This window comes from Alistipes montrealensis (assembly GCF_018362775.1).
GTDB lineage: Bacteria > Bacteroidota > Bacteroidia > Bacteroidales > Rikenellaceae > Alistipes > Alistipes montrealensis.
Genome location: NZ_JAGYXY010000006.1, coordinates 111,951 through 131,763, shown reverse-complemented (window position 1 = coordinate 131,763; position 19,813 = coordinate 111,951). Strand labels below are relative to the sequence as shown.

Sequence of the window (19,813 nt, the reverse complement as noted above, 5' to 3'; positions counted from 1 at the left end):
ATCCTGTAAGCAGTATGAAAAATCCGATACGAATTCTCGCAAGGCTCCTGTTTACGGCCGGTCTTCTTTTCTCAGTCCTGGCTCCCCTGCACGTTTCCGCGCGGGACATGACGCCGGAGGAGTATGCCGAGAAGGTGCAGGGCTATTTCGCCGAAGAACAGTGGGAAGAGGGCAAGCGGCTGCTCGACGAAGGCGTGGAGAAGTATTCGTTTGCCTCGAACCTGCAATTCCTGCTGGGAAAATACTGGTTCAATGCGAAGGACTACGACAAGTCGCGCTACTACCTGCTCAAGGCCGTCGATATCAATTACGACAACGTTGAGGCCAAACAACTGCTGGTCGATGTCGAGGACATCACGCAGAACTACTCCAGTGCCATCTGTTTCGTCAACGAACTGCTGGAGGTGAATCCCTACTGGCGGGGGCTGTGGCGGCGTAAGATCGATCTCTACCGCAAGCAGGGCAACCACGTCGAAGCCGACCGCCTGCTGAAACGCATCAACCAGATCTATCCGCAGGACACCGTATTGCACAAGGACATGGTCTACTCGATGGAGCTGAACTACCAGCGACAGAAACGCGCCGGGGACCGAAAAACAGCCATCCTGACGCTCGAAGAACTGCTGAAAAGCGTTCCCGACAACGAACAGTATTACCTCGACATCATCAACCTGCATTTGCAGGAGGGCGAGCAGGAGCAGGCGCTGGCCTGGACCTCGCGCGGACTGGCCGCCCTGCCGGGCAGCGTGACGCTGGTGTATAAAAAGGTGGGCATCCTGAGCGAGATGAACCGCCACCCCGAGGCGCTGGCCTTCATGCGCGACCGCATGCGGGGGCGGACTACGCCCGAATTGCAGCGGCTTTATAACACCTTGGTGCTCGATGCCGCGCGCGCCGAGCGCCAGCGTGACCCGTATGTGCTCTACGGCACGGCTTTCGAACGCGGCGACCACAGCCGCGAAGTGCTCGACTACCTGCTCAACACTTCGATGATGCGTGGTTATAACGACGACGCGCTCTTCTACCTGCGCGAGACGAAACGTTACTACGGCGACGATAAATCGGTGCTTTACAAGGAATACCTGATTTACCGCAACATGGGCGAGGAGCGCCAGGCCTTCAACCGGCTGATGCAGTTGTGCGAACGCTATCCCGGCGATGAGGAGCTGACCGATGCGCTCTGCCGCATGCAGTTGCAGCGTGCCGACCGCCTGATGGAACAGGAACTCTTCACCGAAGCGCTGCCTGCCGCGATGTTCGTCACCCGGCAGCCGACCGACGCGGAGACGCTCCGTGCCGCCTGGGAGAAGGTGTTCTCGTGCCGCATCCGGATGAAGCGTTACGCCGATGCCATGGCTACGCTCGATACCTTGGCGACGCGTTTCCCGGATACGGAAAACCTGATCGGCAAACGGGCCCTCGTGCTCGACCGCATGGGCCGCACGTCCGAGGCGATGTATCTCTACCTGGGCGCTATCGAACGGGCCGATCCCCAGATGCGCGATTTTTATGTGGCGGGTTATGCCGACATCGCTATTCCCTACATCAAGCAGTGCCTGGAGGAGGGAGCCATGGCCCACGCCTTCGCCGAGGCCGACCAACTGCTGACGCTGGACCCGTCTAACGATCAGGCGTTGCGCTACGCCATCAATGCCGCTTCGCAGATGGGACGCGACGACGTTTTCCGCGAATATACCGATCGGGGACTGGCGCGCCATCCCCGCGAACCGTTCTACCTGGCCAAGAAGGCCGCCTCGCTCGATGCCGAAGGGCAGTACGAGGCTTCGATCGAACTGGTCCGGCCCGTGCTGTGGGACTATCCCGGCAACCGCCAGCTGACGGGGGCGCTCTCGCAGAGCAGCGAGTACCGGGCGCTGGACCTGACCCGCCGGGGGCGTGCCGACGAGGCGTTGGCGGTCCTCGATACGGCGCTCTACTACGACGCCAAAAACAAGTCGCTGCTCTATGCCAAGGGCCTCGCCTACGAGAAGAAAAAGGAGTACGGGCTGGCTTATTTCTACCAGCAGAACTACGAGCCTTCGGCTGCCGAGTTCTACTCTTTCAACCGCCACCTCAAGGGGCTGCGTTACGGGATGCTCCAAAACGAAATCGGGCTGGAATACCTGCAGTCGCGCTACGGCGACGATTACGCCATCCAGTCCGTCGCCACGCTCCAGTATACGCGCAAACAGCCGAAGAATACCTATACGGGCCGGGTCAACTATGCGGGCCGCAACGGCGAGCGCGAGGAGGATATCAATGCCAACGCCACGTCGTTCGACGGCGGCGGCGTGGGCGTCCAGTTGCAGGGCGAATGGATTCACAAATTCCCGCGCGACTGGCAGACGATGGTGAATTTCGCCTGGGCCGACCAGTATTTCCCCAGGTGGATGGGCAATGCCTCGGTGACCAAGTTCTTCCGCCGCGACTGGGAAGCCGAAGCCCGCGTCGGCTATCGCCGGCTCGAAGGCCGCAACCTCTGGTCCGCAGGTCCGGGTGTCGCGAAGTTCATCGGTCCGGTGTGGCTGAACGGCAAATGCGATTTCTTTGTCATCGACTCGAAATTCTACTACAACGCAATGGCCCAGGTGCGCTATTATCCGGTGGACGACGGGCGTTCGTACGTGGTTGGCATGGCGGGCATCGGTTCGGCTCCTGAACTGTCGGTGCTCGACCGGGCGTTGCCGGGAGCCTTCGACCATGCCAATACGATGGTGGGCATGGGCGGACAGTATATGTTTGCGCCCAATATCACGATGGGCCTGCTCGGCACGTGGTACACTTATTATACGGAGAAACGCATGGGATACGATGCGGTCCAGACCCGATACAGAAATATGTACAATATTTATGTCCAGTTGTATATCTCGTTCTAAGCGGATTCCGGCGCTCCTTTGCGCGACCCTGTGCCTGCTTCTTGCCGGGGCGGGCTGCTCCGCTGCGGGCCTGTCGCCCGCCGACTGTGCGGGTTATGCGGTCGCGCCGGCCGACGACGGTTCGCGGGAAGATGTCCGCTGGGCCGATTACCTGCGCGACCACCTGCGCCGGCGCGCTGACGGCGGCAGCCGGACAGTTCCGGACGAAGCCGCAGGCGACCGGAAGCTGTTCGGGCTTACGGTACGCGTCGACTCGCTGCTGAAGGGCGATTTCTGCGTGCAACGCGACCGCCGGGGCATACGCATTACAGCCCGCGACGGGCGGACGATGCTCTGGCTGCAATATCAGTTGATGAAGTCGCTTTCCGGGGAGGATGCGCGCATCGAGGCTGCCGACCTGCCGCTTGCGGCAGTCGGCCTGCGCGATACGGTGGGACGCTTTGCGTTCGGCTACCGGGGCCTCTACACCCCTGCGGCGCAGGATGTGGACCTCGCGGGAATCCTCTCGACGGACAACGTCGAAACAGGGTGGGGGCTTTGGGGCCACCAACTGGATCGTGTGCTGGCCGGGGATGCTCCGCAGGAGGTCTTCGCTACGGTCGGCGGCGAGGCCTACGACGGGCAGTTCTGTTTTTCGTCCGACGAGACGTTCCGCCGCATCGAAGCATACGTCGTGGATAACTTCGGCGAGGGCGACTCCATTCCGGAGCGGTTCGTGATCGCCCCGGCCGACGACGATGCCGTCTGTACCTGCAAAGCCTGTTCGGCCGTAGGCAATACGCCGAAGAGCGCGACTCCGGCCGTGATGCAGATGATCGGGCGGCTCGCCGGGCGTTTCCCCCGCCACACGTTCTTCACGCTGGGTTACCTCTCGGTGCAGGAACCTCCCGCCGTGGAGATGCCTGCCAATGCGGGAGTTATCGTCAGCGCCATGGAACTGCCCTTGTCGGCCGATGCGCTGAAATCCGCCCGGGGGAAGAAGTTCGCCGCGCGGCTCGACCGCTGGAAGAACGTCACCGGCAAGGTTTACATCTGGGACTATATCCAGAATTACGACGATTACCTGACGCCGTTTCCCGTGTTGGAACGAATGGGCGAGCGGCTGCGCTTCTACCGTGACAAGGGAGTGGAAGGAGTTTTTCTCAACGGCAGCGGCTACGACTACGTGCCTTTCGACGACATGCGGACCTATGTGCTGGCGTCGTTGATGCGCGATCCCGCCCAGCCCGTCGAGGGGCTGATACGACGTTATTTTGCGGCGAATTATCCGAAGTCGGGCGATTTGCTGGCCGATTTCTGTGTGCAGGCCGAACGGCGGGCCGCAGCTTCCGGAACGGGGCTGAACCTCTACGGCAGTATCCGCGATGCAGAGGCCTCGTGGCTCGACGCCGGGGAGTTCGTCGCCTTCTACGACGCATTGGGGCGCGTACTGCCCACGGCGAAGGATGCCGAACGCCGGCGCCTGCACGAACTGCTGACGGCCCTGAGCTATACGCGGCTCGAAGTGGCCCGCCGCCATGCCGCCGATCCGTTCGGATTTGCGGAGCGGATGGGCGACCGGCTCCGGGTGAAGCCGCAGGCCGAAAAATGGCTCGCGGCATTGGAAGAGTCCGCCTCCTTCGCCGCGATGAAACACATCAGCGAATCGGGGCTTCCCGTCGGGGAGTACCTCGACGCATGGCGCAGCCGCATTGCCCGGGCCGAAACGGTTTCGGACCTGTTGCTGGACGCCGGACTGAAAGCCGTGTCGAAGCCCGATGAACGCTATGCGGACCTCGGGGTGCTGACCGACGGCGTGCGCGGACTTTCCGCCGGATACCACTACGGCTGGCACATCAGTTCGGCCGACCTGGAGGTCGGAATCCCTGCCGGGGCGGCTTCCCGGGCGCACCGGTTCGAAATGTCGTTCCTCGACCTGCCTCGCCACCGCCTCCGTGCGCCGCAGAGCGTAGCGATTTACAAGGACGGCGTGTTGTACAAAACGTTCGAACCGGCGTCCGATGCCGAAGGACGAATTTTTACGGTTTCCGGTCCCGTGGACCTTTCGGGAGCGGAACGGATTACGGTCAAAGCGCTGCGTCCCGAAGGCGGCCGCGTGCAGCTTGCTGCCGATGAAATTTACTTAATTCCGTAGTTTATGCGAAAAAGCGGATTGACATACGCCGTGCTGCTCGTTGCAGCCGTGTTATTTTCCTCCTGCAGCAAGCGCGTGCGGCCGACCTCCGTCGAGGCCAAGGACCCCGTACGGCACTATTTCCCGATTTTGCAGGGGCAGACGCTCGACCTGGTATTCCCGGTGACCAATACGGGCGACAACCCGCTGGTGATCCACGAGATACAGACTTCGTGCGGATGTATCATCGCCGACCGCAAGTCGCGCATCATCGTACCCCCGGGACGTACGCAGCACATCCGCCTGACCTACAATAGCAATAAGAACGTCGGCGCGGTCGACCACACCGTCTGGGTTTACGGCAACATCCTCCCGGCGGGGGTGCTGAAACTCCGCTTCGATGTCAATGTCGTGCCCGATGCGGCCTATACACGCGATTACGAGGAACTCTTCCGCGAATACAACCTTCGGAACGGCATCGTGAAGGAGCTGGTCGACGGTAAAGAGTCGGAAAAAGGTTATTATGTCGATGGAAGTTATGAAGATGCACGTCAATAGGATATTCCGGATTTTAGCGGTTCTGCTGCCGCTGTTTGCCGCCGGCTGTTCGGACTCGGACGAGGGTCCCGGCAAGCCGCTCGAAATCACGCTCGCATCGCAGACGCTCGAATTGGAGCGCAGCGAGACGGGCTGTTTGCGCTTTTCGCTCTCGCCCTGGAAACCGGCGTGGACTCTCTCCCGCGCCGAACTCACGGCTGCGCCCGGCGGATCGTTCTCGTCGGGGTGCACGGTGACGGGCTGGAGCGGCCCGGTAAACGGCGTGTTCTCGATTTATATCACCGATCCGGCTGCGGGGCGGGCCTACGACGAGCAGGTTTGCCTCTCGGTGGAAGTCGGGGGACAGCGGATGACCTCCGAGCCGTTTACGCTCAGGAGTTCGGCAGCGTCGGCTGCGGGCCTGCCCGTGGTCTACGTTACGGCGTCGTCCCCGGTCGTGGATACCGATACGTGGGTCGCCGGGACGATCCGCATCGAAGGCAACGGCGGTTTCGACGACCTGCCGACGATGGCGACCGAAGTCAAGGGGCGCGGCAACTCGACGTGGAAATGGGAGAAGAAGCCCTATGCGCTGAAACTCTCGAAGAAGACCGGGATACTGGGTATGCCGAAGCACAAACGCTGGTGTCTGATCGCCAATTACATGGACCGGACGCTGATGCGCAACCGCATCGCCCATTACGTGGCTTCGCACACTTCGCTGCAATGGACGCCCCGCACGCGCTATGCGGAGGTCTGGTTCAACGGCGAATACCTGGGCAATTACCTCGTCGTCGAGCAGATCAAGATCGATGAAAACCGCCTCGACATCGACGAACTGACCACCGACGACAACGCGGGCGACGCCCTGACGGGCGGCTACCTGCTCGAAATGGACACCTACTTCGACGAAATGAATAAATTCCGGTCGTCGTATTCCGACATGCCGGTCAACATCAAGTCGCCCGATGAGTCGATTACCGGGGCGCAGTTCCAGTATATCCGGAACTATTTCAACGAAGCGGACAACCTGCTCTTCGACAAGGATTACCGCGATCCGGCGGCGATGTTCGACATCACCTCGTTCGTCGATTACTGGATCGTCAACGAACTGATGGGCAACCAGGAGATCAAGCATCCCAAGAGTTTCTATATCCACAAGCCCCGCGGGGGTAAACTGACGGCGGGTCCCGTCTGGGATTTCGACTACGGCACGCTGACGCTGGCCGACGCCGAGCGGTGGATGGTCAGGGAGACCAGCATGTGGTATTCGCGGCTGTTCCTGAGCCGTGCGGTCCGCAAGCAGGCGCGCGAACGCTGGGAAGCGCTCTACCCGTTCTTAGCGACCGTGCCCGACTACATTGAGGCGCAGCGCGACTATATCTCTGATTCGGCCCGGCGCAACCAGGACCGCTGGCCCGAGATCGACATCTCCGGCGAGGAGGTCCTGATGCCCAACGGCGATGAACTGCTCGCGTTCGACGAGGCCGTCGACCGCCTGAAGGCCAGCTATTCGATGCGCCTGGCCTGGCTCGATGCCCAGATACGGAGTTGGTAGCGCGGGCTTTCTATTCGTTTTTTTCCGAGAAATAACGCCACAGCGGTGCGGCCATCAGGGCCTGCCGGATGCGGTCGGTGCGGAGCAGTTCGAACACCTCTTCGCGCGTCATCAGATGCACGCGCAGGTCTTCCGTCGGGTCGAGGTGTTGTTCACCGAGCTTTTCGACGCCTGTTGCAAGGAAGCAGTAGGTGAGGTTGGTGTGTGTGGCCGGGTTGGGCGAAAGCGTCGTCAGCAGACGCCACTCGCCGCCGCCGTAACCCGTCTCCTCGGCCAGTTCGCGCTGCGCTGCGGCAACCATCGACTCGTCGGACGGTTCCGTCACGCCGGCGGGAATCTCGTACGACGTTTCACCCAGTGCGTGGCGGTACTGGTCGACCAGGACGAACCGCCCGTCGCGGGTGATGGCGATCACGTTGATCCAGTCGGGGTATTCGAGCACGTAGTAGTCCGGAACACGGCGCCCGTCGGGCAGTTCGAGGCTTTCGTGGCGTACCGTGAACCACGGTTTGCGGGCCAGGTATTCGCTCGTGAGGACTTTCCACTTGCGGTTTTTGGGGTTTTCCATGGCGGGAGTCTGTTTTAATGCTGCAAAAATAGCGAAAAAATTTATATCTTTGCCTCTCAACCTGGAACCGCATGATATCCCAAACGGAACGCAAACGAATCATTGACCTTATCAACCGGGAGGTGGTCCCTGCTATCGGATGTACCGAGCCGATAGCCGTGGCCCTCTGTACGGCGCGTGCGGCGGAGACGCTGGGCGCGGAGCCCGGGAAAATCACGGTGCGCCTGAGCGCCAACATCCTCAAGAATGCCATGGGCGTCGGAATCCCCGGTACGGGGATGATCGGCCTGCCGATCGCCGTAGCCCTCGGGGCGCTGGTCGGGCGTTCGGAGTACCGGTTGGAGGTGCTGCGCGACGTGACGCCGGAGGCTGTTGAGCGCGGCCGCCGCATGATCGACGAGCGGCGGATCGCAATCTGCCTGAAAGAAGACATCGACGACAAGCTCTATATCGAAGTGGAGGCGGAAGCTGCCGGCCGCAAGGCCGTGGCCGTCATCGCGGGAGGACACACTTCGTTTGTCTTCGTCAGCCGCGACGGCGAAGTGCTGCTCGACAAGCGTACTCCCGCAGCCGGCGACTGCCAGGAGGGCGACGTGCCCCTGACCCTCGGCCGCGTGTGGGACTTCGCTACGACTTCACCCCTGGACGAACTGCGTTTCATTCTCGAAACCCGCCGCCTGAACAAGGCTGCCGCCGAACGCTCCTTTGCCGGTGAGTTCGGTCATTGCGTGGGCCGCACGCTGTGCTGCGACCGCGAACGGCAGGTGATGGGCGACAGCATCTTCACCCGGATACTTTCCTACACTTCGGCCGCCTGCGACGCCCGCATGGCCGGGGCGATGATCCCTGTGATGAGCAATTCGGGAAGCGGCAACCAGGGTATCGCCGCGACGCTGCCCGTGGTGGTCTATGCCGACGAAACACACGCTTCGGAGGAGCAGACGATCCGGGCGCTCGCTCTGAGCCACCTTACGGTCATCTACATCAAGCAGAGCCTCGGCCGCCTTTCGGCGCTGTGCGGCTGTGTGGTTGCGGCGACGGGATCGAGCTGCGGTATTACCTACCTGATGGGCGGCGGCTACGACCAGGCTGCTGCTGCGGTGAAGAACATGATAGCCAACCTGACTGGCATGATCTGCGACGGGGCGAAGCCCAGTTGTGCGATGAAACTTACGAGCGGCGTTTCGACGGCCGTCCTGTCGGCGATGATGGCCATGGACGGCCATTGCGTTAGCCCTGTCGAGGGCATTATCGAGGAGGATGTCGACAAATGTATCCGCAACCTCACGTCCATAGGCCGCGACGGTATGAATGAAACCGACCGACTCGTACTCCGAATAATGACCAACAAATGCTGACTATGAGATACTTTACACTGAAAACCCGCCTGCTGGCGCTCCTGCTGCTGGCCGCGACCTGCGCCGTTGCGCAGCCCACCCCTGCCGAACTTGCGGCTCGTCCCGAGCGTTCCGCGAGTATTTACCACTCCTACGAGTTTTTGCCCGGTCCGGCCGCTCCGGTTCCCGCCGGTTACAAACCGTTTTACATCAGCCATTACGGCCGTCACGGCAGCCGTTACCATTCCACCGAGGCCGCGTATGCCGAGCCGCTCGCCGCGTTGCGCAAAGCCGCCGAGGCCGGTAAGCTGACCCCTAAGGGCCGCGAGGTACTGGCCAAAGTCGAGGCGTTGGCCGCGGATGCCGAAAAACGTTACGGCGACCTTTCGCCCCGCGGCGTGCAGGAACACCGGGGTATCGCCGAGCGTATGTATGCGGCTTATCCCGAAGTTTTCTCGACGGCCAAAGGCCGCGTGTGCCGCATCGAGAGCCGCTCGACGCAGGTTCCGCGCTGTATCCTGAGTATGGCGGCATTCAACGAGCGCCTCAAGGAACTGAATCCGGCGATCAGCGCTACGCGTGACGCGAGTGCCCGCGATATGGGTTATCTGGCCAACGGTCCTTCGCTCAAGGCGAGCCGCAAGGCGGCCGGAGAGGTCGCCGACAGCCTTACCCGGATGCGGGTGAATCCCGACAGGCTGATGAAATCGCTCGTTACCGATCCTTCGTGCATCGACGAGCCGCTCGAACTGATGAACGAGCTCTTCATGCTGGCCGCTATTACGCAGGATGTCAGCCATCTGGGCATCGAGCCGTTCTATGAAATCTTTACCGAGGAGGAACTCTATAAGCTCTGGGAGTGCGAGAATGCCCGCCGCTACCTGATCATGGGCCCGTCGGCGCGCTTCGGCGATCCGATCGTCGCTGACGCCGGACCCTTGCTGCGCAACATCGTTGAGACGGCCGACAAGGTTGTCGAGGGGAAATCCGACCTTTCGGCCTCGCTGCGTTTCGGGCACGATACCTATGTGGTTCCCTTGCTGGCCCTGCTGCGTGCCGAAGGGACCGCAAACCGGGTGGAGTCGCTCGACGACATTGCCGCGGCGTGGAATGCCCAGACGGTGACGCCGATGGGAACCAATGTTCAGTTCATCTTCTTCCGCAACGCCAAAACGGGCGACGTGCGTGTTCGTGTGATGCACAACGAGCGCGACGCCAACCTGCCTGTTGCCGGAGGCCCTTATTATCCGTGGAAGGAACTGAAAAAATACTGCGAATCCCGCTACCGATAATCCGACGGATTCAGGATTGAAAATGTGCATCGGGGCAGGCATTGGCCTGGCCGGTGCGCATTTTTTTCGATAAACCACGCCTGCGGTACGCGGCCGCCCGTGTCCCGGCAACTACCGTATTCCATATGACGAACCGCTTTACCTTGAAAGTCCGCTTGCTGGCGCTCCTGCTGCTGACTGCCGCCTGTGCCGCCGCGCAGACCACGCCTGCCGAAATCGCTGAAAATTCCGAACGTGCGGCCGGCATTTACCACTCCTACGAGTACCTGCCCGGTCCGGCCGCTCCGGTCCCGGCCGGTTATACGCCTTTCTATATCAGCCATTACAGCCGTCACGGGAGCCGCTACCACGCTTCTGCATCGACCTATACCGAACCCCTCGAAATACTTCGCAAAGCCGCCGGGGAAGGTATTCTGACCCCGAAGGGCCGCGAAGTGCTGGCCAAAGCCGAATCGCTGGCCGCAGGCGCCGAGGGCCGTTACGGCGACCTTTCGCCTCGCGGCGTTGCGGAACACCGTGCCATTGCCGGACGCATGTATGCCGCTTATTCTGCGGTGTTCTCGACCCGGAAGGGCCGTTTGTGCCGCATCGAGAGCCGTTCGACGCAGGTTCCGCGCTGCATGCTGAGCATGGCGGCTTTCAACGAACGCCTCAAGGAACTGAACCCGGCGATTCGGATTACCCGCGACGCAAGCGTCCGCGATTTCAGTTACATGGCTTACGGGCCTTCGATGTCGGCCTCCAGCGCTGCGGCCCTGAAGGTGGCCGACAGTCTTTTCGGGGCGCGCATGAATCCCGGGCGGGTGATGAAATCGCTCTTTACCGATCCCGCAGGCATCGGCGATCCGGTGAAACTGATGCGGCAGCTATATATCCTCACTTCGGTCATCCAGGATGCCGATCATCTGGGGATAGAGCCTTTCTACGACATCTTTACCGACCGGGAACTCTACGACCTGTGGGCGTGTGAGAATGTCCGCCGTTACCTCCAGATGGGGCCTTCGGCGCGCTTCGGCGACCCGATTGTCGCCGATGCCAAATCGTTGCTGCGCAATATTGTCGAAACGGCCCGGGAGGTCGTCGAGGGGCGGTCCGACCTCGCGGCGTCACTTCGTTTCGGCCACGATGTTTTTGTCATTCCGCTGGTGGCTTTGCTGGGCGTCGAAGGTGCTTCGGCCCGGGTGGAGTCGCTCGATGACGTTGCTTCGGCGTGGAGCGTCGAGAAGGTTTCCCCGATGGCTGCTAACGTCCAGTTCGTCTTTTTCCGCAACGCCAAAACGGGCGATGTGCGTGTCCGTGTGCTGCTCAACGAGCGCGACGCGCGCCTGCCCGTCGCCGGAGGTCCGTACTATCCGTGGAAGGACCTGGAGCAATACTGCGAATCGCTGTACGAATAACAGGGCGGGGACTATCCTTCGTTCCCTAATCTGCCGGTTGTTCGATAACGAAAAAATCCCCTCGGAAGAGGGGATTTTTCAGAATATGGTTTTCGGGTTTAGTGAAAGATCGTCTTGACGATGATTCCCGTGGCTCCCTGATGGCGGGTGGTGTAGTCCTTGGCGATGCGGCTGGTTTTCAGGAGGAACTCCTCGTTGTCGCGCAGGGGAACGAACCATGCGCGCAGTTGTTCGTAGTCGGCCACCGAACGGGCTGCGCCGAGCGTTACCAGGTCGCGGGCCTCCTTGAATTTCTGGTAGTTGGGGCCGAAGGCCACCGGAAGCCCGAACGTTGCCGCTTCGAGCGTGTTGTGGATGCCGACGCCGAATCCGCCGCCGATGTAGCTCCACGTCGCATAACCGTAGACCGAGGCGAGAATGCCGACCGTGTCGAGGATCAGCAGTTGCCGCGAACCGTATGTCGTGCGGGGGGTGCATTGCGTATAACGAAGTGCACCGCCCTTGGTTTCGTTCATCAGCCGTGCGATGCGGGATTCGTCCATTTCGTGGGGTGCGACGACGAATTTTACGTCGGGGTTGTCGTTGATCAGCCGGATCAGCAGGTCTTCGTCGGGTCCCCAGGTCGAACCGGCGACGAACAGGCGGCTGTCGCCCTTGAAACGGTCGATAATGTCGATGTGCTTGGCCGCACGGGCGATTTCCGCCACGCGGTCGAAACGCGTATCTCCGGCTACCAGCACGTTGTCGAAGCCCAGTGTCGCCAATAGTTTCTTCGACTCCTCGTTCTGCACGAACATCACGTCGAACGACTCCAGCGCCTGCCGCCACATGCCGCCGTAGGGGCGGAAGAAGACCGAGTTGCGGCGGAAGATAGCCGACACGACGTAGGTGCGGATTTTCCGGCGCCGCAGTTCGCGGAGCAGGTTGAGCCAGTATTCGTATTTGACGAAGATCGCGATTTCGGGATGCGCGGCGTCGAGGAAACGACGGGCGTTGCGCGGCGTGTCGATCGGAAGGTAGAAGATGTAGTCGACGCCCTTGTAATCCTTGCGGATCTCGTAGCCCGAAGGCGAGAAGAAGGTCAGGAGGATTTTGTATTCGGGGTGCGTCTTGCGGAGCTGTTCGATGATGGGACGGCCCTGTTCGAACTCCCCGAGCGATGCGACGTGTATCCAGATGATCCTGTCCGAGGGATCGATAGCCTCGCGCATGCGGCGGAAGAGGTCTTTGCGGCCTTCGATCCAGAGGCGGGCCTTCGGATGGCGCGGAGCCACGAGACGGATGGCCCAAACGTAAAGAATCAGACCGAAATTATAGAACCACATCGGTATTTAACGGTGTTGAGTTTTTCAGTTTTAACGCCTGCGCCCGCTAACCCAGCGTCAGGCAGTTCTTTTTCAGTCCGGCAAAGATAGTACAATTTGTCGGAACTGCAAAATTACCAGTTGTATTCCAGCGCATTTTCAATCAACTCCACGCGTACGCTACCGTCGGGAGCGGCTTCGGCGGCCGCCAGGTCAAACTGCACTTCGCCTTCCCAGCCCACTGCGCGCAGGTAACAGGCCGCAGCCCGGGACAAGGCCCGGAACTTGCGCTGTGTGGCTGCCGCTTCGGGCGGCGTGAGCGATCCGGTGCTCCGGGTCTTGACCTCCACGAAGTGCAGCACCTCCTCCCTGCGGGCTACGATGTCCAGCTCGTAACGGCCCTGACGCCAGTTGAGGGCGCAGATTTCATACCCTGCACGGCGGAGGTATTCCGCCGCGGCGCGCTCGCCGGCCCGGCCCGTTTCGGCTGCCGCGGTCATCAGTGGATGATGCGTTGGATGGTGTTGGCGCGCTCCATAGCGTTTTTCAGCCCCTCGGCGTCGTCGCGTTCGAGCATCCGGCGCATGATCTGCAACTGGTGGATGTGCTCGCGCAGTACGTCCAACACGTTGTATTTGTTGCGCAGCAGGATCGGAACCCATGTCGCCGCCGAACTCTTGGCCAGGCGCACCGTGCTTTCGAAACCGCCGCCCGCCAGGTCGAAGATGTGGCGTTCCTCGCGCTCCTTTTCGAGCACCGTAAGCGCCAGTGCGAACGAGGTGACGTGGGAGATGTGCGAGACGTAAGCGGCATGCAGGTCGTGTTCCTCGGGGTCCATGTAGACGGCCGGACTGCCCAGCGTGCGGAAGATGCCTTCGACCGTGGCCAGGGCGTCCTTGTCGCTGCGCACCGTATCGCACAGCACGACGCTGCGGCCCGTGAACGCGCCCCGCTGGGCGGCCTTCGGTCCGCTGTATTCGGTTCCCCACATGGGGTGTGCGGCGACGAAGCGTCCGCGGCGTGCATGCATCGAGACCACCTCGCACAACTCGCCCTTGATCGAACCCATGTCCATCACGACCTGGTTGTCTTTCACGCGGTTCAGCGCCTTGACGGCCATCAGCGGAATGGTGTCGACAGGGGTTGCCAGCACTACGAGGTCGGCTTCGGCGATGCCCTCTTCGAACGTCACGATCCGGTCCGCAAGGCCCAGTTGCAACGCTTCGGCGGCGTGTTCTTCAGAGCCTTCGACCCCGAGTATCTCCTCCGCGATGCCGTGGTCGCGCAGGGCTAAAGCGAATGAGCCTCCGATGAGGCCCAGACCCGCAATCAATACTTTCATACCTATTTATATAATAAAAAAGCGTTACAACAGAAACGACAGGTCGCCGCCCGGTTCGACCTCGAACGTTTCGACACCTTTGCGGAACATCCGCATCGGACGCCGGCCGATCAGCTCCAGTTTCCCGTTTTCGCAGCGCAGCATGCACCCCTCGCGCAGGCCGGCCACCCAACGGCGCGGATTGGCCTCGATATATTCGAGAATGCGCTGCTCGCGGGTCTCCCCGGCGTGTCCCTCGGGGTTGGCGTCGAGGTAGTGGGGATTGATCTGGAATTTGACCGCTCCGATGGCCTTGAACGATTCGGGTTCCACGATGGGCATGTCATTTGTTGTGCAGATCGTCGGGCAGCAGACGTTGCTGCCTGCCGACCATCCTACGTAGGGCGTTCCGGCCTTGATTTTGCGCAGGATAGCCGTCATCAGCCCTTGCTGCTGCATCTTTTTGGCCAGCGCGAACGTATTGCCGCCTCCGACGCAGATCGCCTCCGCCCCGCGGATCAGGGCAGCAGGGTCTTTGGCCCGGTGTACCGAACGCACGCGGATGCCCAGTTCTGCGAAACGCGCCTGTACCTTCTTCTCGTAGTCGGCATAGGAGAACGTGACGGCGGCATAGGGAACAAAGACGATTTCCCGCACCCCGCCGAGGAAATTCCCTATCTCAGGCAGCGGATAACGCAGGTATTCCTCGCCGGCATTGGTAGAATTCGAGATCAGAAGCAATTTCATAAGGCTATGGTTTTGAATGTATTAATTTAAATTTTGTGCTAAATGTCGAAAAAGTTGTGAATAAAAAATCACGCCGTTTTGTCAAAAGTAATAAAAAAAGTGTTACTTTTGCGCAAAATTGCTCTGGAAATGTAAAAGAACTATTTCCAAATAATTGTTTAACTAAAAAATTAAAATTATGTCAGAAGTTCAATCAAAAGTTGTCGAGATCATCGTCGACAAGCTGGGTGTTAAGGAGTCGGAGGTAGTCCCCGAAGCAAGCTTCACCAACCACCTGGGCGCAGACTCGCTCGACACTGTAGAGCTGATCATGGAGTTCGAGAAGGCTTTCGATATCCAGATCCCGGATGAGGACGCTGAGAAGATCGCTACCGTCGGCGACGCGATCACCTACATCGAGGAACACAAGAAATAATTTTCTTTTAACAACGTTTCACGGCTAATAAAGCCTTAAATTTATGACAGGAAGAAGAGTAGTTGTTACGGGCATCGGTACGATTAACCCGCTCGGTAATAATATAGAGGAGTATTTTTCGAATCTGGAGAAGGGAGTCAGCGGAGCCGCACCCATTACTCATTTCGATGCCGAAAAATTTAAGACCAAGTTCGCTTGTGAAGTAAAAAATTACGACCCGAACCAGTATTTCGACCGTAAGGAGGTTCGAAAATACGACCTTTTCACGCAGTACGCTCTGATCGCGGCCACACAGGCCGTGGAAGATTCGGCTCTCGATCTCGAGACGATCGACAAGGAGCAGGTAGGCGTTATCTGGAGTTCGGGCATCGGAGGAATCAAATCTTTCTTCGATGAATGTCTGGGCTGGGCCGCAGGGGATGGAACCCCGCGGTTTAGCCCGTTTTTTATTCCCCGCATGATTTCCGACATCGCAGCAGGTTTCATCTCCATCAAGTATGGCTTCATGGGACCGAACTACTGCACCGTGTCGGCCTGCGCTTCGTCGAACCACGGCATCACCGCCGCCATGGAGGCTATCCGCTACGGCAAGGCCGATATTATGGTTACGGGCGGTTCGGAGGCTGCGGTCAACGAACCTTCGGTCGGCGGATTCAACTCCATGCAGGCGCTTTCGACGCGCAACGACGATCCCCAGCACGCTTCGCGTCCTTTCGATAAGGACCGCGACGGTTTCGTGATGGGCGAGGGCGCCGGAGCGCTGATTCTGGAGGAGTACGAGCATGCCAAGGCTCGCGGTGCGAAAATCTATTGCGAGGTTATCGGCGGCGGCGCTTCGGCCGACGCTTACCACTTCACGGCTCCCCACCCCGAGGGCAAGGGCGCTATGAAGGCGATGCGCGACGCCATCAAGGACGCGGGCATCAAACCCGAGGATATCGATTATGTGAATGTGCACGGAACTTCGACCCCTGCGGGCGATGGTCCTGAGCTGAAGGCTGTTGCCGGCGTTTTGGGCGACCATGTTTACAATGTCAATATCTCTGCTACCAAGTCGATGACGGGACACCTGCTGGGTGCTGCCGGTGCTGTCGAAGCCCTGGCGTGCATCTTCGCGATGACGCACGGCGTAGTGCCCCCCACGATCAACTGCGAGAACCTCGACCCCGAGATCGACACGAAACTGAACCTGACGCTCAATGTAGCGCAGAAGCGCGACGTGAAGTGCGCGCTGAGCAATACGTTCGGATTCGGCGGTCACAACTCGACGGTTATTTTCCGCAAACTCTAACACCTGTAACGTCCGCGCCGTGATTGACTTTTTGCTGCGTCCTTTCCGACGGAATTTCGGACGAGACCGGGAGTATTACAAAATTGTCGATGATTTGTTCGGGTTCATTCCGCACAACATCGAACTTTACAAGCTGGCTTTGATACACAAGTCAGCTTCTTTAGTTTTGGAGGACGGCCGTGCGATCAACAACGAACGCCTGGAATATTTGGGCGACGCTGTGATCGAGGCCGTGACTTCGGACTACCTCTTTATCGAATATCCCGACCGGGACGAGGGTTTTATGACCCAGTTGCGGTCGAAAATCGTATCGCGGCAGTCGCTCAATGCGCTGGCCGTGAAGTTGGGGCTGGATGCCCATGTGATTTCGAACGGCGGTACGGGCATTGCCCAGAAGCATATCTACGGCGACGCCTTCGAGGCGATGATGGGAGCTGTTTACCTCGACCAGGGCTATGAATTCGTCAACCGGCTGCTGATCAACAATATCTATTTCCGGCATCTGGACCTGGAAGAGTTGACCGAGTCGGAGAACGATTTCAAGAGCCGCCTGATCGAATGGAGCCAGAAGAACCGCCATCGGATCGAATTCCGTACGGAGCACGACAAGGAGTATGCCTCGAACCACCCGGTTTTCTACTGCACGGTGCTGGTCGACGGCATGGAGGTGGGCCACGGCGCCGGGGATTCGAAGAAAGAGGCCGAACAACGTGCGGCATTCTCCGTGTCGCAGTATATGAGCGACGAACAGTGCGCCACGCTGCTGGATAAAGTCGATAAACTCGCACAATAGCTTGTCCGGGGCAGTCCGGGCAGAATGTCTTGCCGATGAATAATATCACCGATAAAATGGCGGCCCGGGGCGTGGAAGCCCTGAGCGACCGTGAACTGTTGACCCTGCTCACCGAGGACGACCAATTGGCCGAGGTGGTGCTTTCGGCCTACGACGGTTCGCTGGCGCGTATCGGCGACCAGCCCGAAGCCCGCCTGCGCATGGTCGGAGGATTGGGGCTGAAACGCGCACGGATGCTGCTGGCTGCGGCTGAATTCGGGCGGCGGGCTGCCGCTGCCGGAGTTTCAGGGGCCGACTTCATCAATACGGGCGACGATGTCGTGCGGCTGTTCCGGCCGCAGTTGGAACGCCTTTCCTACGAAGAGTGCTGGGTAGTTTACCTTACGTCGTCGAACCGTGTTATCGAGCGTCTCCGCATCAGCCAGGGCGGGGTGACGGGTACGGTGGTCGATCACCGGCTGATCGTTAAGCGGGCGTTGGAACTGCTCGCTACGCAGCTTATCCTCGTGCACAACCATCCTTCGGGTACTCCCGAGGCGAGCGGGCAGGATAAGGCCCTGACCGAACGGGTTGCGCGCGCCGCAGCCTTGTTCGACATCCGGCTGCTGGACCACATCATTATCGCCCGCGATGGGGATTTTTCGTTCCTGCGCGAAGGACTGATGGGGTAGAGCGGTGCGGATAAAAAGAGAAACGGACGGTTCCCGGGAAGGGAACCGTCCGTTTTGTCGTTTACAGGGCGATTTTATATGCCGTCGAAAGTCAGCACGGCTTCTTGTGTCGTGGAGAAACCGCCCTCCTGCGTTTCTACGATGATGCTCATGCCGTCGATCTGCTCGCCGATCTTCCAGTCGGCGGGGACGGTGTATTTGTAGGCGACCTCCTGCCGGTATTCGGTTCCGCTGAAACTGCTTTTCACGTGCCCGGGCATGAACCGGCTTTGGCGGCCGTTGAATCCCAGTGCCAGCAATTCGTTCGGTTCTTCGATCAGCAACAGTTCCGGGGCGATCATTTGTCCTTTGAATGTGCTGAACAACCGGGTGTTGGTATCATTTGTCCGGTCGGTTTGCGGGTCTTTTTCGTTGTACTGGAACGTTTGTGAGTCGATGCCCCAGGTGATGCCCGTGAGGTTCTGCGCACCGGGGAGACCCGTATCTTCGTAAGCGTATCGGGTGATGGCCTCATACTCAGAACCGTACTGCTCCGTCGCCTTGATCAGGTATTCGTTGTTGTCGTAAGTGTATTCGAGATACCGGGTTTGTCCCTGCCGCGTCTCCGTGGCGAAGTCTATCCGGCAGAATCCGGACGTGAATGTTCCGGTGCACTCCACTTCGTATGTTTCCGGAGTTCCTTTGTCGTAATAGGTCTGTGTCAGGTGCATCTTGGAGTTGGAGGTGTAGACCATGCTGACTTCCGAATAGGGCGATCCGTCGGCATCGGTGTCCTTGTAGGAGACGATGCGCCCTTCTGTGTCGTAGCCTATCGTGATGACGCCGTCTGCCTTACCGTTCGTTTTGAGTGTTATCTTTGCCAGCCTGCCGTTCGGTTGTCGGACCGACGGTTCGTCGCCGCCGCCGCTTTCGCCCGTGCCTTCCTGCGTAACGTTGATTTCGATTTTCGACGTGCCGCACGAGATGACGATCTTTGCCGTACGGGTTTCTTCCGAACTGTTGGAATCCAGGGTGATTTTGATCGTGTAGCTGCCTGCGGCGTCGCCGTGGTCGGGCGAGATCGTGATCCAGTCGGGGGCTTCGGCGCGGGTTTCGGCAATCGAGGAGGTCCACGCCCCTTCGGTGGTGAAGGTCACGCCCTGGGCGACCTGCGTGTCGTCGGCCGTGACGGTCTGTTCCAACTGCCGGGTGTCCGGGACCTTGATCTGCCCGAAATCGCCCGAATAATCGTTGTCCTTGTCGTTGCACGACGCGAGCAGCGCGGTGGCGATGAACGCCATGAAGAATTTTGCTGTTTTCATTTTTATTTTGTTTAAAGGATGTTTCCGTCCCGGCAAACAAAAGGCGCAGGCAAAATTCCATATCCACAAGTGAGGTATTGGACGACCCGAACAGTAGAATAATAGAATATGCCCACGCTGAAAAACAGCGAGAGCATCACCTTAATTCCTTACTGTTCTGCGAAAGTGTCCAATTTTCACCTGTAAGAAAAAAGCCGATGCGCTTTTTATCGTCGTATGTCGGCGGCCCTCGCAGGCTGCCGATACAAATATAGAAATAAAATCCGTATCAAAAGCCTTCGTTACCATTTAT

17 protein-coding genes are annotated in these 19,813 nt (G+C 59.5%); 11 read left to right on the top strand and 6 right to left on the bottom strand.

Features of this window, described 5'->3' with window-relative positions; translation table 11 throughout:
* Positions 1-14 precede the first annotated feature (14 nt).
* From KG007_RS12380 to KG007_RS12365, 4 genes are read left to right on the top strand one after another with little or no spacing between them, the layout of a single operon-like run.
* Complete coding sequence (locus KG007_RS12380) at positions 15-2,876, top strand: tetratricopeptide repeat protein (protein ID WP_249413343.1); 2,862 nt, start codon at positions 15-17, stop codon at positions 2,874-2,876.
* Complete coding sequence (locus tag KG007_RS12375) at positions 2,851-5,010, top strand: DUF4838 domain-containing protein (RefSeq protein ID WP_213349194.1); 2,160 nt, start codon at positions 2,851-2,853, stop codon at positions 5,008-5,010. Before KG007_RS12380 ends, KG007_RS12375 begins: the two co-directional genes overlap by 26 nt.
* 3 nt (positions 5,011-5,013) lie before the next feature.
* Positions 5,014-5,547: a DUF1573 domain-containing protein gene (locus tag KG007_RS12370; RefSeq protein ID WP_195461457.1), complete on the top strand. Its 534-nt coding sequence runs from the start codon at positions 5,014-5,016 to the stop codon at positions 5,545-5,547.
* Entirely contained in the window at positions 5,513-7,084 is a 1,572-nt protein-coding gene (locus tag KG007_RS12365) for a CotH kinase family protein (protein ID WP_213349192.1), read from the top strand. The genes KG007_RS12370 and KG007_RS12365 overlap by 35 nt, the downstream gene beginning before the upstream one ends.
* Before the next feature lie 10 nt (positions 7,085-7,094).
* Here the strand turns inward: KG007_RS12365 and KG007_RS12360 are convergent, their stop codons facing one another.
* Positions 7,095-7,652 (bottom strand): NUDIX hydrolase, encoded by a 558-nt coding sequence (locus tag KG007_RS12360; protein ID WP_213349190.1) that lies wholly within the window; start codon positions 7,650-7,652, stop codon positions 7,095-7,097.
* Positions 7,653-7,723: 71 nt separating this feature from the next.
* Here KG007_RS12360 and KG007_RS12355 point away from each other — a divergent pair, with 71 nt between their 5' ends.
* The 3 genes from KG007_RS12355 (at position 7,724) to KG007_RS12345 (ending at position 11,678) form a co-directional block, all read left to right on the top strand.
* A complete protein-coding gene (locus tag KG007_RS12355) occupies positions 7,724-9,010 on the top strand; it encodes an L-cysteine desulfidase family protein (protein ID WP_213349188.1) in 1,287 nt (428 codons plus the stop codon).
* The gene (locus KG007_RS12350; protein WP_213349186.1) at positions 9,004-10,281 is read left to right on the top strand and encodes a histidine-type phosphatase; all 1,278 of its coding nucleotides are present in this window, start codon (positions 9,004-9,006) and stop codon (positions 10,279-10,281) included. The genes KG007_RS12355 and KG007_RS12350 overlap by 7 nt, the downstream gene beginning before the upstream one ends.
* A gap of 125 nt (positions 10,282-10,406) precedes the next feature.
* Positions 10,407-11,678: a histidine phosphatase family protein gene (locus tag KG007_RS12345; RefSeq protein ID WP_213349183.1), complete on the top strand. Its 1,272-nt coding sequence runs from the start codon at positions 10,407-10,409 to the stop codon at positions 11,676-11,678.
* A 98-nt stretch (positions 11,679-11,776) separates the two neighbouring features.
* On the opposite strand, the gene KG007_RS12340 is transcribed toward KG007_RS12345, so the two are convergent.
* From KG007_RS12340 to pepE, 4 genes are all read right to left on the bottom strand, one after another.
* On the bottom strand, positions 11,777-13,003 hold the full coding sequence (locus KG007_RS12340; RefSeq protein ID WP_195461451.1) for a 3-deoxy-D-manno-octulosonic acid transferase: 1,227 nt from the start codon (positions 13,001-13,003) through the stop codon (positions 11,777-11,779).
* 113 nt (positions 13,004-13,116) lie between these two features.
* A complete protein-coding gene (locus tag KG007_RS12335) occupies positions 13,117-13,482 on the bottom strand; it encodes a YraN family protein (protein WP_195461450.1) in 366 nt (121 codons plus the stop codon).
* On the bottom strand, positions 13,482-14,324 hold the full coding sequence (locus KG007_RS12330) for a prephenate dehydrogenase (protein WP_213349180.1): 843 nt from the start codon (positions 14,322-14,324) through the stop codon (positions 13,482-13,484). The genes KG007_RS12335 and KG007_RS12330 overlap by 1 nt, the downstream gene beginning before the upstream one ends.
* A 24-nt stretch (positions 14,325-14,348) precedes the next feature.
* Positions 14,349-15,050 (bottom strand): dipeptidase PepE, encoded by a 702-nt coding sequence (gene pepE, locus KG007_RS12325; RefSeq protein ID WP_195461448.1) that lies wholly within the window; start codon positions 15,048-15,050, stop codon positions 14,349-14,351.
* 178 nt (positions 15,051-15,228) lie between these two features.
* Between pepE and KG007_RS12320 the strand changes: the two genes are divergently transcribed.
* From KG007_RS12320 to KG007_RS12305, 4 genes are read left to right on the top strand one after another with little or no spacing between them, the layout of a single operon-like run.
* Positions 15,229-15,465: an acyl carrier protein gene (locus tag KG007_RS12320; RefSeq protein ID WP_195461447.1), complete on the top strand. Its 237-nt coding sequence runs from the start codon at positions 15,229-15,231 to the stop codon at positions 15,463-15,465.
* 43 nt (positions 15,466-15,508) lie between these two features.
* Complete coding sequence (gene fabF, locus KG007_RS12315) at positions 15,509-16,756, top strand: beta-ketoacyl-ACP synthase II (RefSeq protein ID WP_213349177.1); 1,248 nt, start codon at positions 15,509-15,511, stop codon at positions 16,754-16,756.
* Between the two features lie 34 nt (positions 16,757-16,790).
* On the top strand, positions 16,791-17,549 hold the full coding sequence (rnc, locus tag KG007_RS12310) for a ribonuclease III (protein WP_195461483.1): 759 nt from the start codon (positions 16,791-16,793) through the stop codon (positions 17,547-17,549).
* Positions 17,550-17,584: 35 nt separating this feature from the next.
* Positions 17,585-18,220 (top strand): JAB domain-containing protein, encoded by a 636-nt coding sequence (locus tag KG007_RS12305; RefSeq protein WP_229095491.1) that lies wholly within the window; start codon positions 17,585-17,587, stop codon positions 18,218-18,220.
* A 74-nt stretch (positions 18,221-18,294) separates the two neighbouring features.
* Here KG007_RS12305 and KG007_RS13990 read toward each other — a convergent pair whose 3' ends face one another.
* Entirely contained in the window at positions 18,295-19,521 is a 1,227-nt protein-coding gene (locus tag KG007_RS13990; RefSeq protein WP_249413341.1) for a BACON domain-containing protein, read from the bottom strand.
* Positions 19,522-19,813 lie beyond the last annotated feature (292 nt).

Excerpts from the sequence above, each read along its gene's own strand:
- KG007_RS12380 (WP_249413343.1), top strand. The coding sequence starts at position 15 with ATGAAAAATCCGATACGAATTCTCGCAAGGCTCCTGTTTACGGCCGGT.
- KG007_RS12375 (WP_213349194.1), top strand. The coding sequence starts at position 2,851 with ATGTCCAGTTGTATATCTCGTTCTAAGCGGATTCCGGCGCTCCTTTGC.
- KG007_RS12370 (WP_195461457.1), top strand. The coding sequence starts at position 5,014 with ATGCGAAAAAGCGGATTGACATACGCCGTGCTGCTCGTTGCAGCCGTG.
- KG007_RS12365 (WP_213349192.1), top strand. The coding sequence starts at position 5,513 with ATGTCGATGGAAGTTATGAAGATGCACGTCAATAGGATATTCCGGATT.
- KG007_RS12360 (WP_213349190.1), bottom strand. The coding sequence starts at position 7,652 with ATGGAAAACCCCAAAAACCGCAAGTGGAAAGTCCTCACGAGCGAATAC.
- KG007_RS12355 (WP_213349188.1), top strand. The coding sequence starts at position 7,724 with ATGATATCCCAAACGGAACGCAAACGAATCATTGACCTTATCAACCGG.
- KG007_RS12350 (WP_213349186.1), top strand. The coding sequence starts at position 9,004 with ATGCTGACTATGAGATACTTTACACTGAAAACCCGCCTGCTGGCGCTC.
- KG007_RS12345 (WP_213349183.1), top strand. The coding sequence starts at position 10,407 with ATGACGAACCGCTTTACCTTGAAAGTCCGCTTGCTGGCGCTCCTGCTG.
- KG007_RS12340 (WP_195461451.1), bottom strand. The coding sequence starts at position 13,003 with ATGTGGTTCTATAATTTCGGTCTGATTCTTTACGTTTGGGCCATCCGT.
- KG007_RS12335 (WP_195461450.1), bottom strand. The coding sequence starts at position 13,482 with ATGACCGCGGCAGCCGAAACGGGCCGGGCCGGCGAGCGCGCCGCGGCG.
- KG007_RS12330 (WP_213349180.1), bottom strand. The coding sequence starts at position 14,324 with ATGAAAGTATTGATTGCGGGTCTGGGCCTCATCGGAGGCTCATTCGCT.
- pepE (WP_195461448.1), bottom strand. The coding sequence starts at position 15,050 with ATGAAATTGCTTCTGATCTCGAATTCTACCAATGCCGGCGAGGAATAC.
- KG007_RS12320 (WP_195461447.1), top strand. The coding sequence starts at position 15,229 with ATGTCAGAAGTTCAATCAAAAGTTGTCGAGATCATCGTCGACAAGCTG.
- fabF (WP_213349177.1), top strand. The coding sequence starts at position 15,509 with ATGACAGGAAGAAGAGTAGTTGTTACGGGCATCGGTACGATTAACCCG.
- KG007_RS12305 (WP_229095491.1), top strand. The coding sequence starts at position 17,585 with ATGAATAATATCACCGATAAAATGGCGGCCCGGGGCGTGGAAGCCCTG.
- KG007_RS13990 (WP_249413341.1), bottom strand. The coding sequence starts at position 19,521 with ATGAAAACAGCAAAATTCTTCATGGCGTTCATCGCCACCGCGCTGCTC.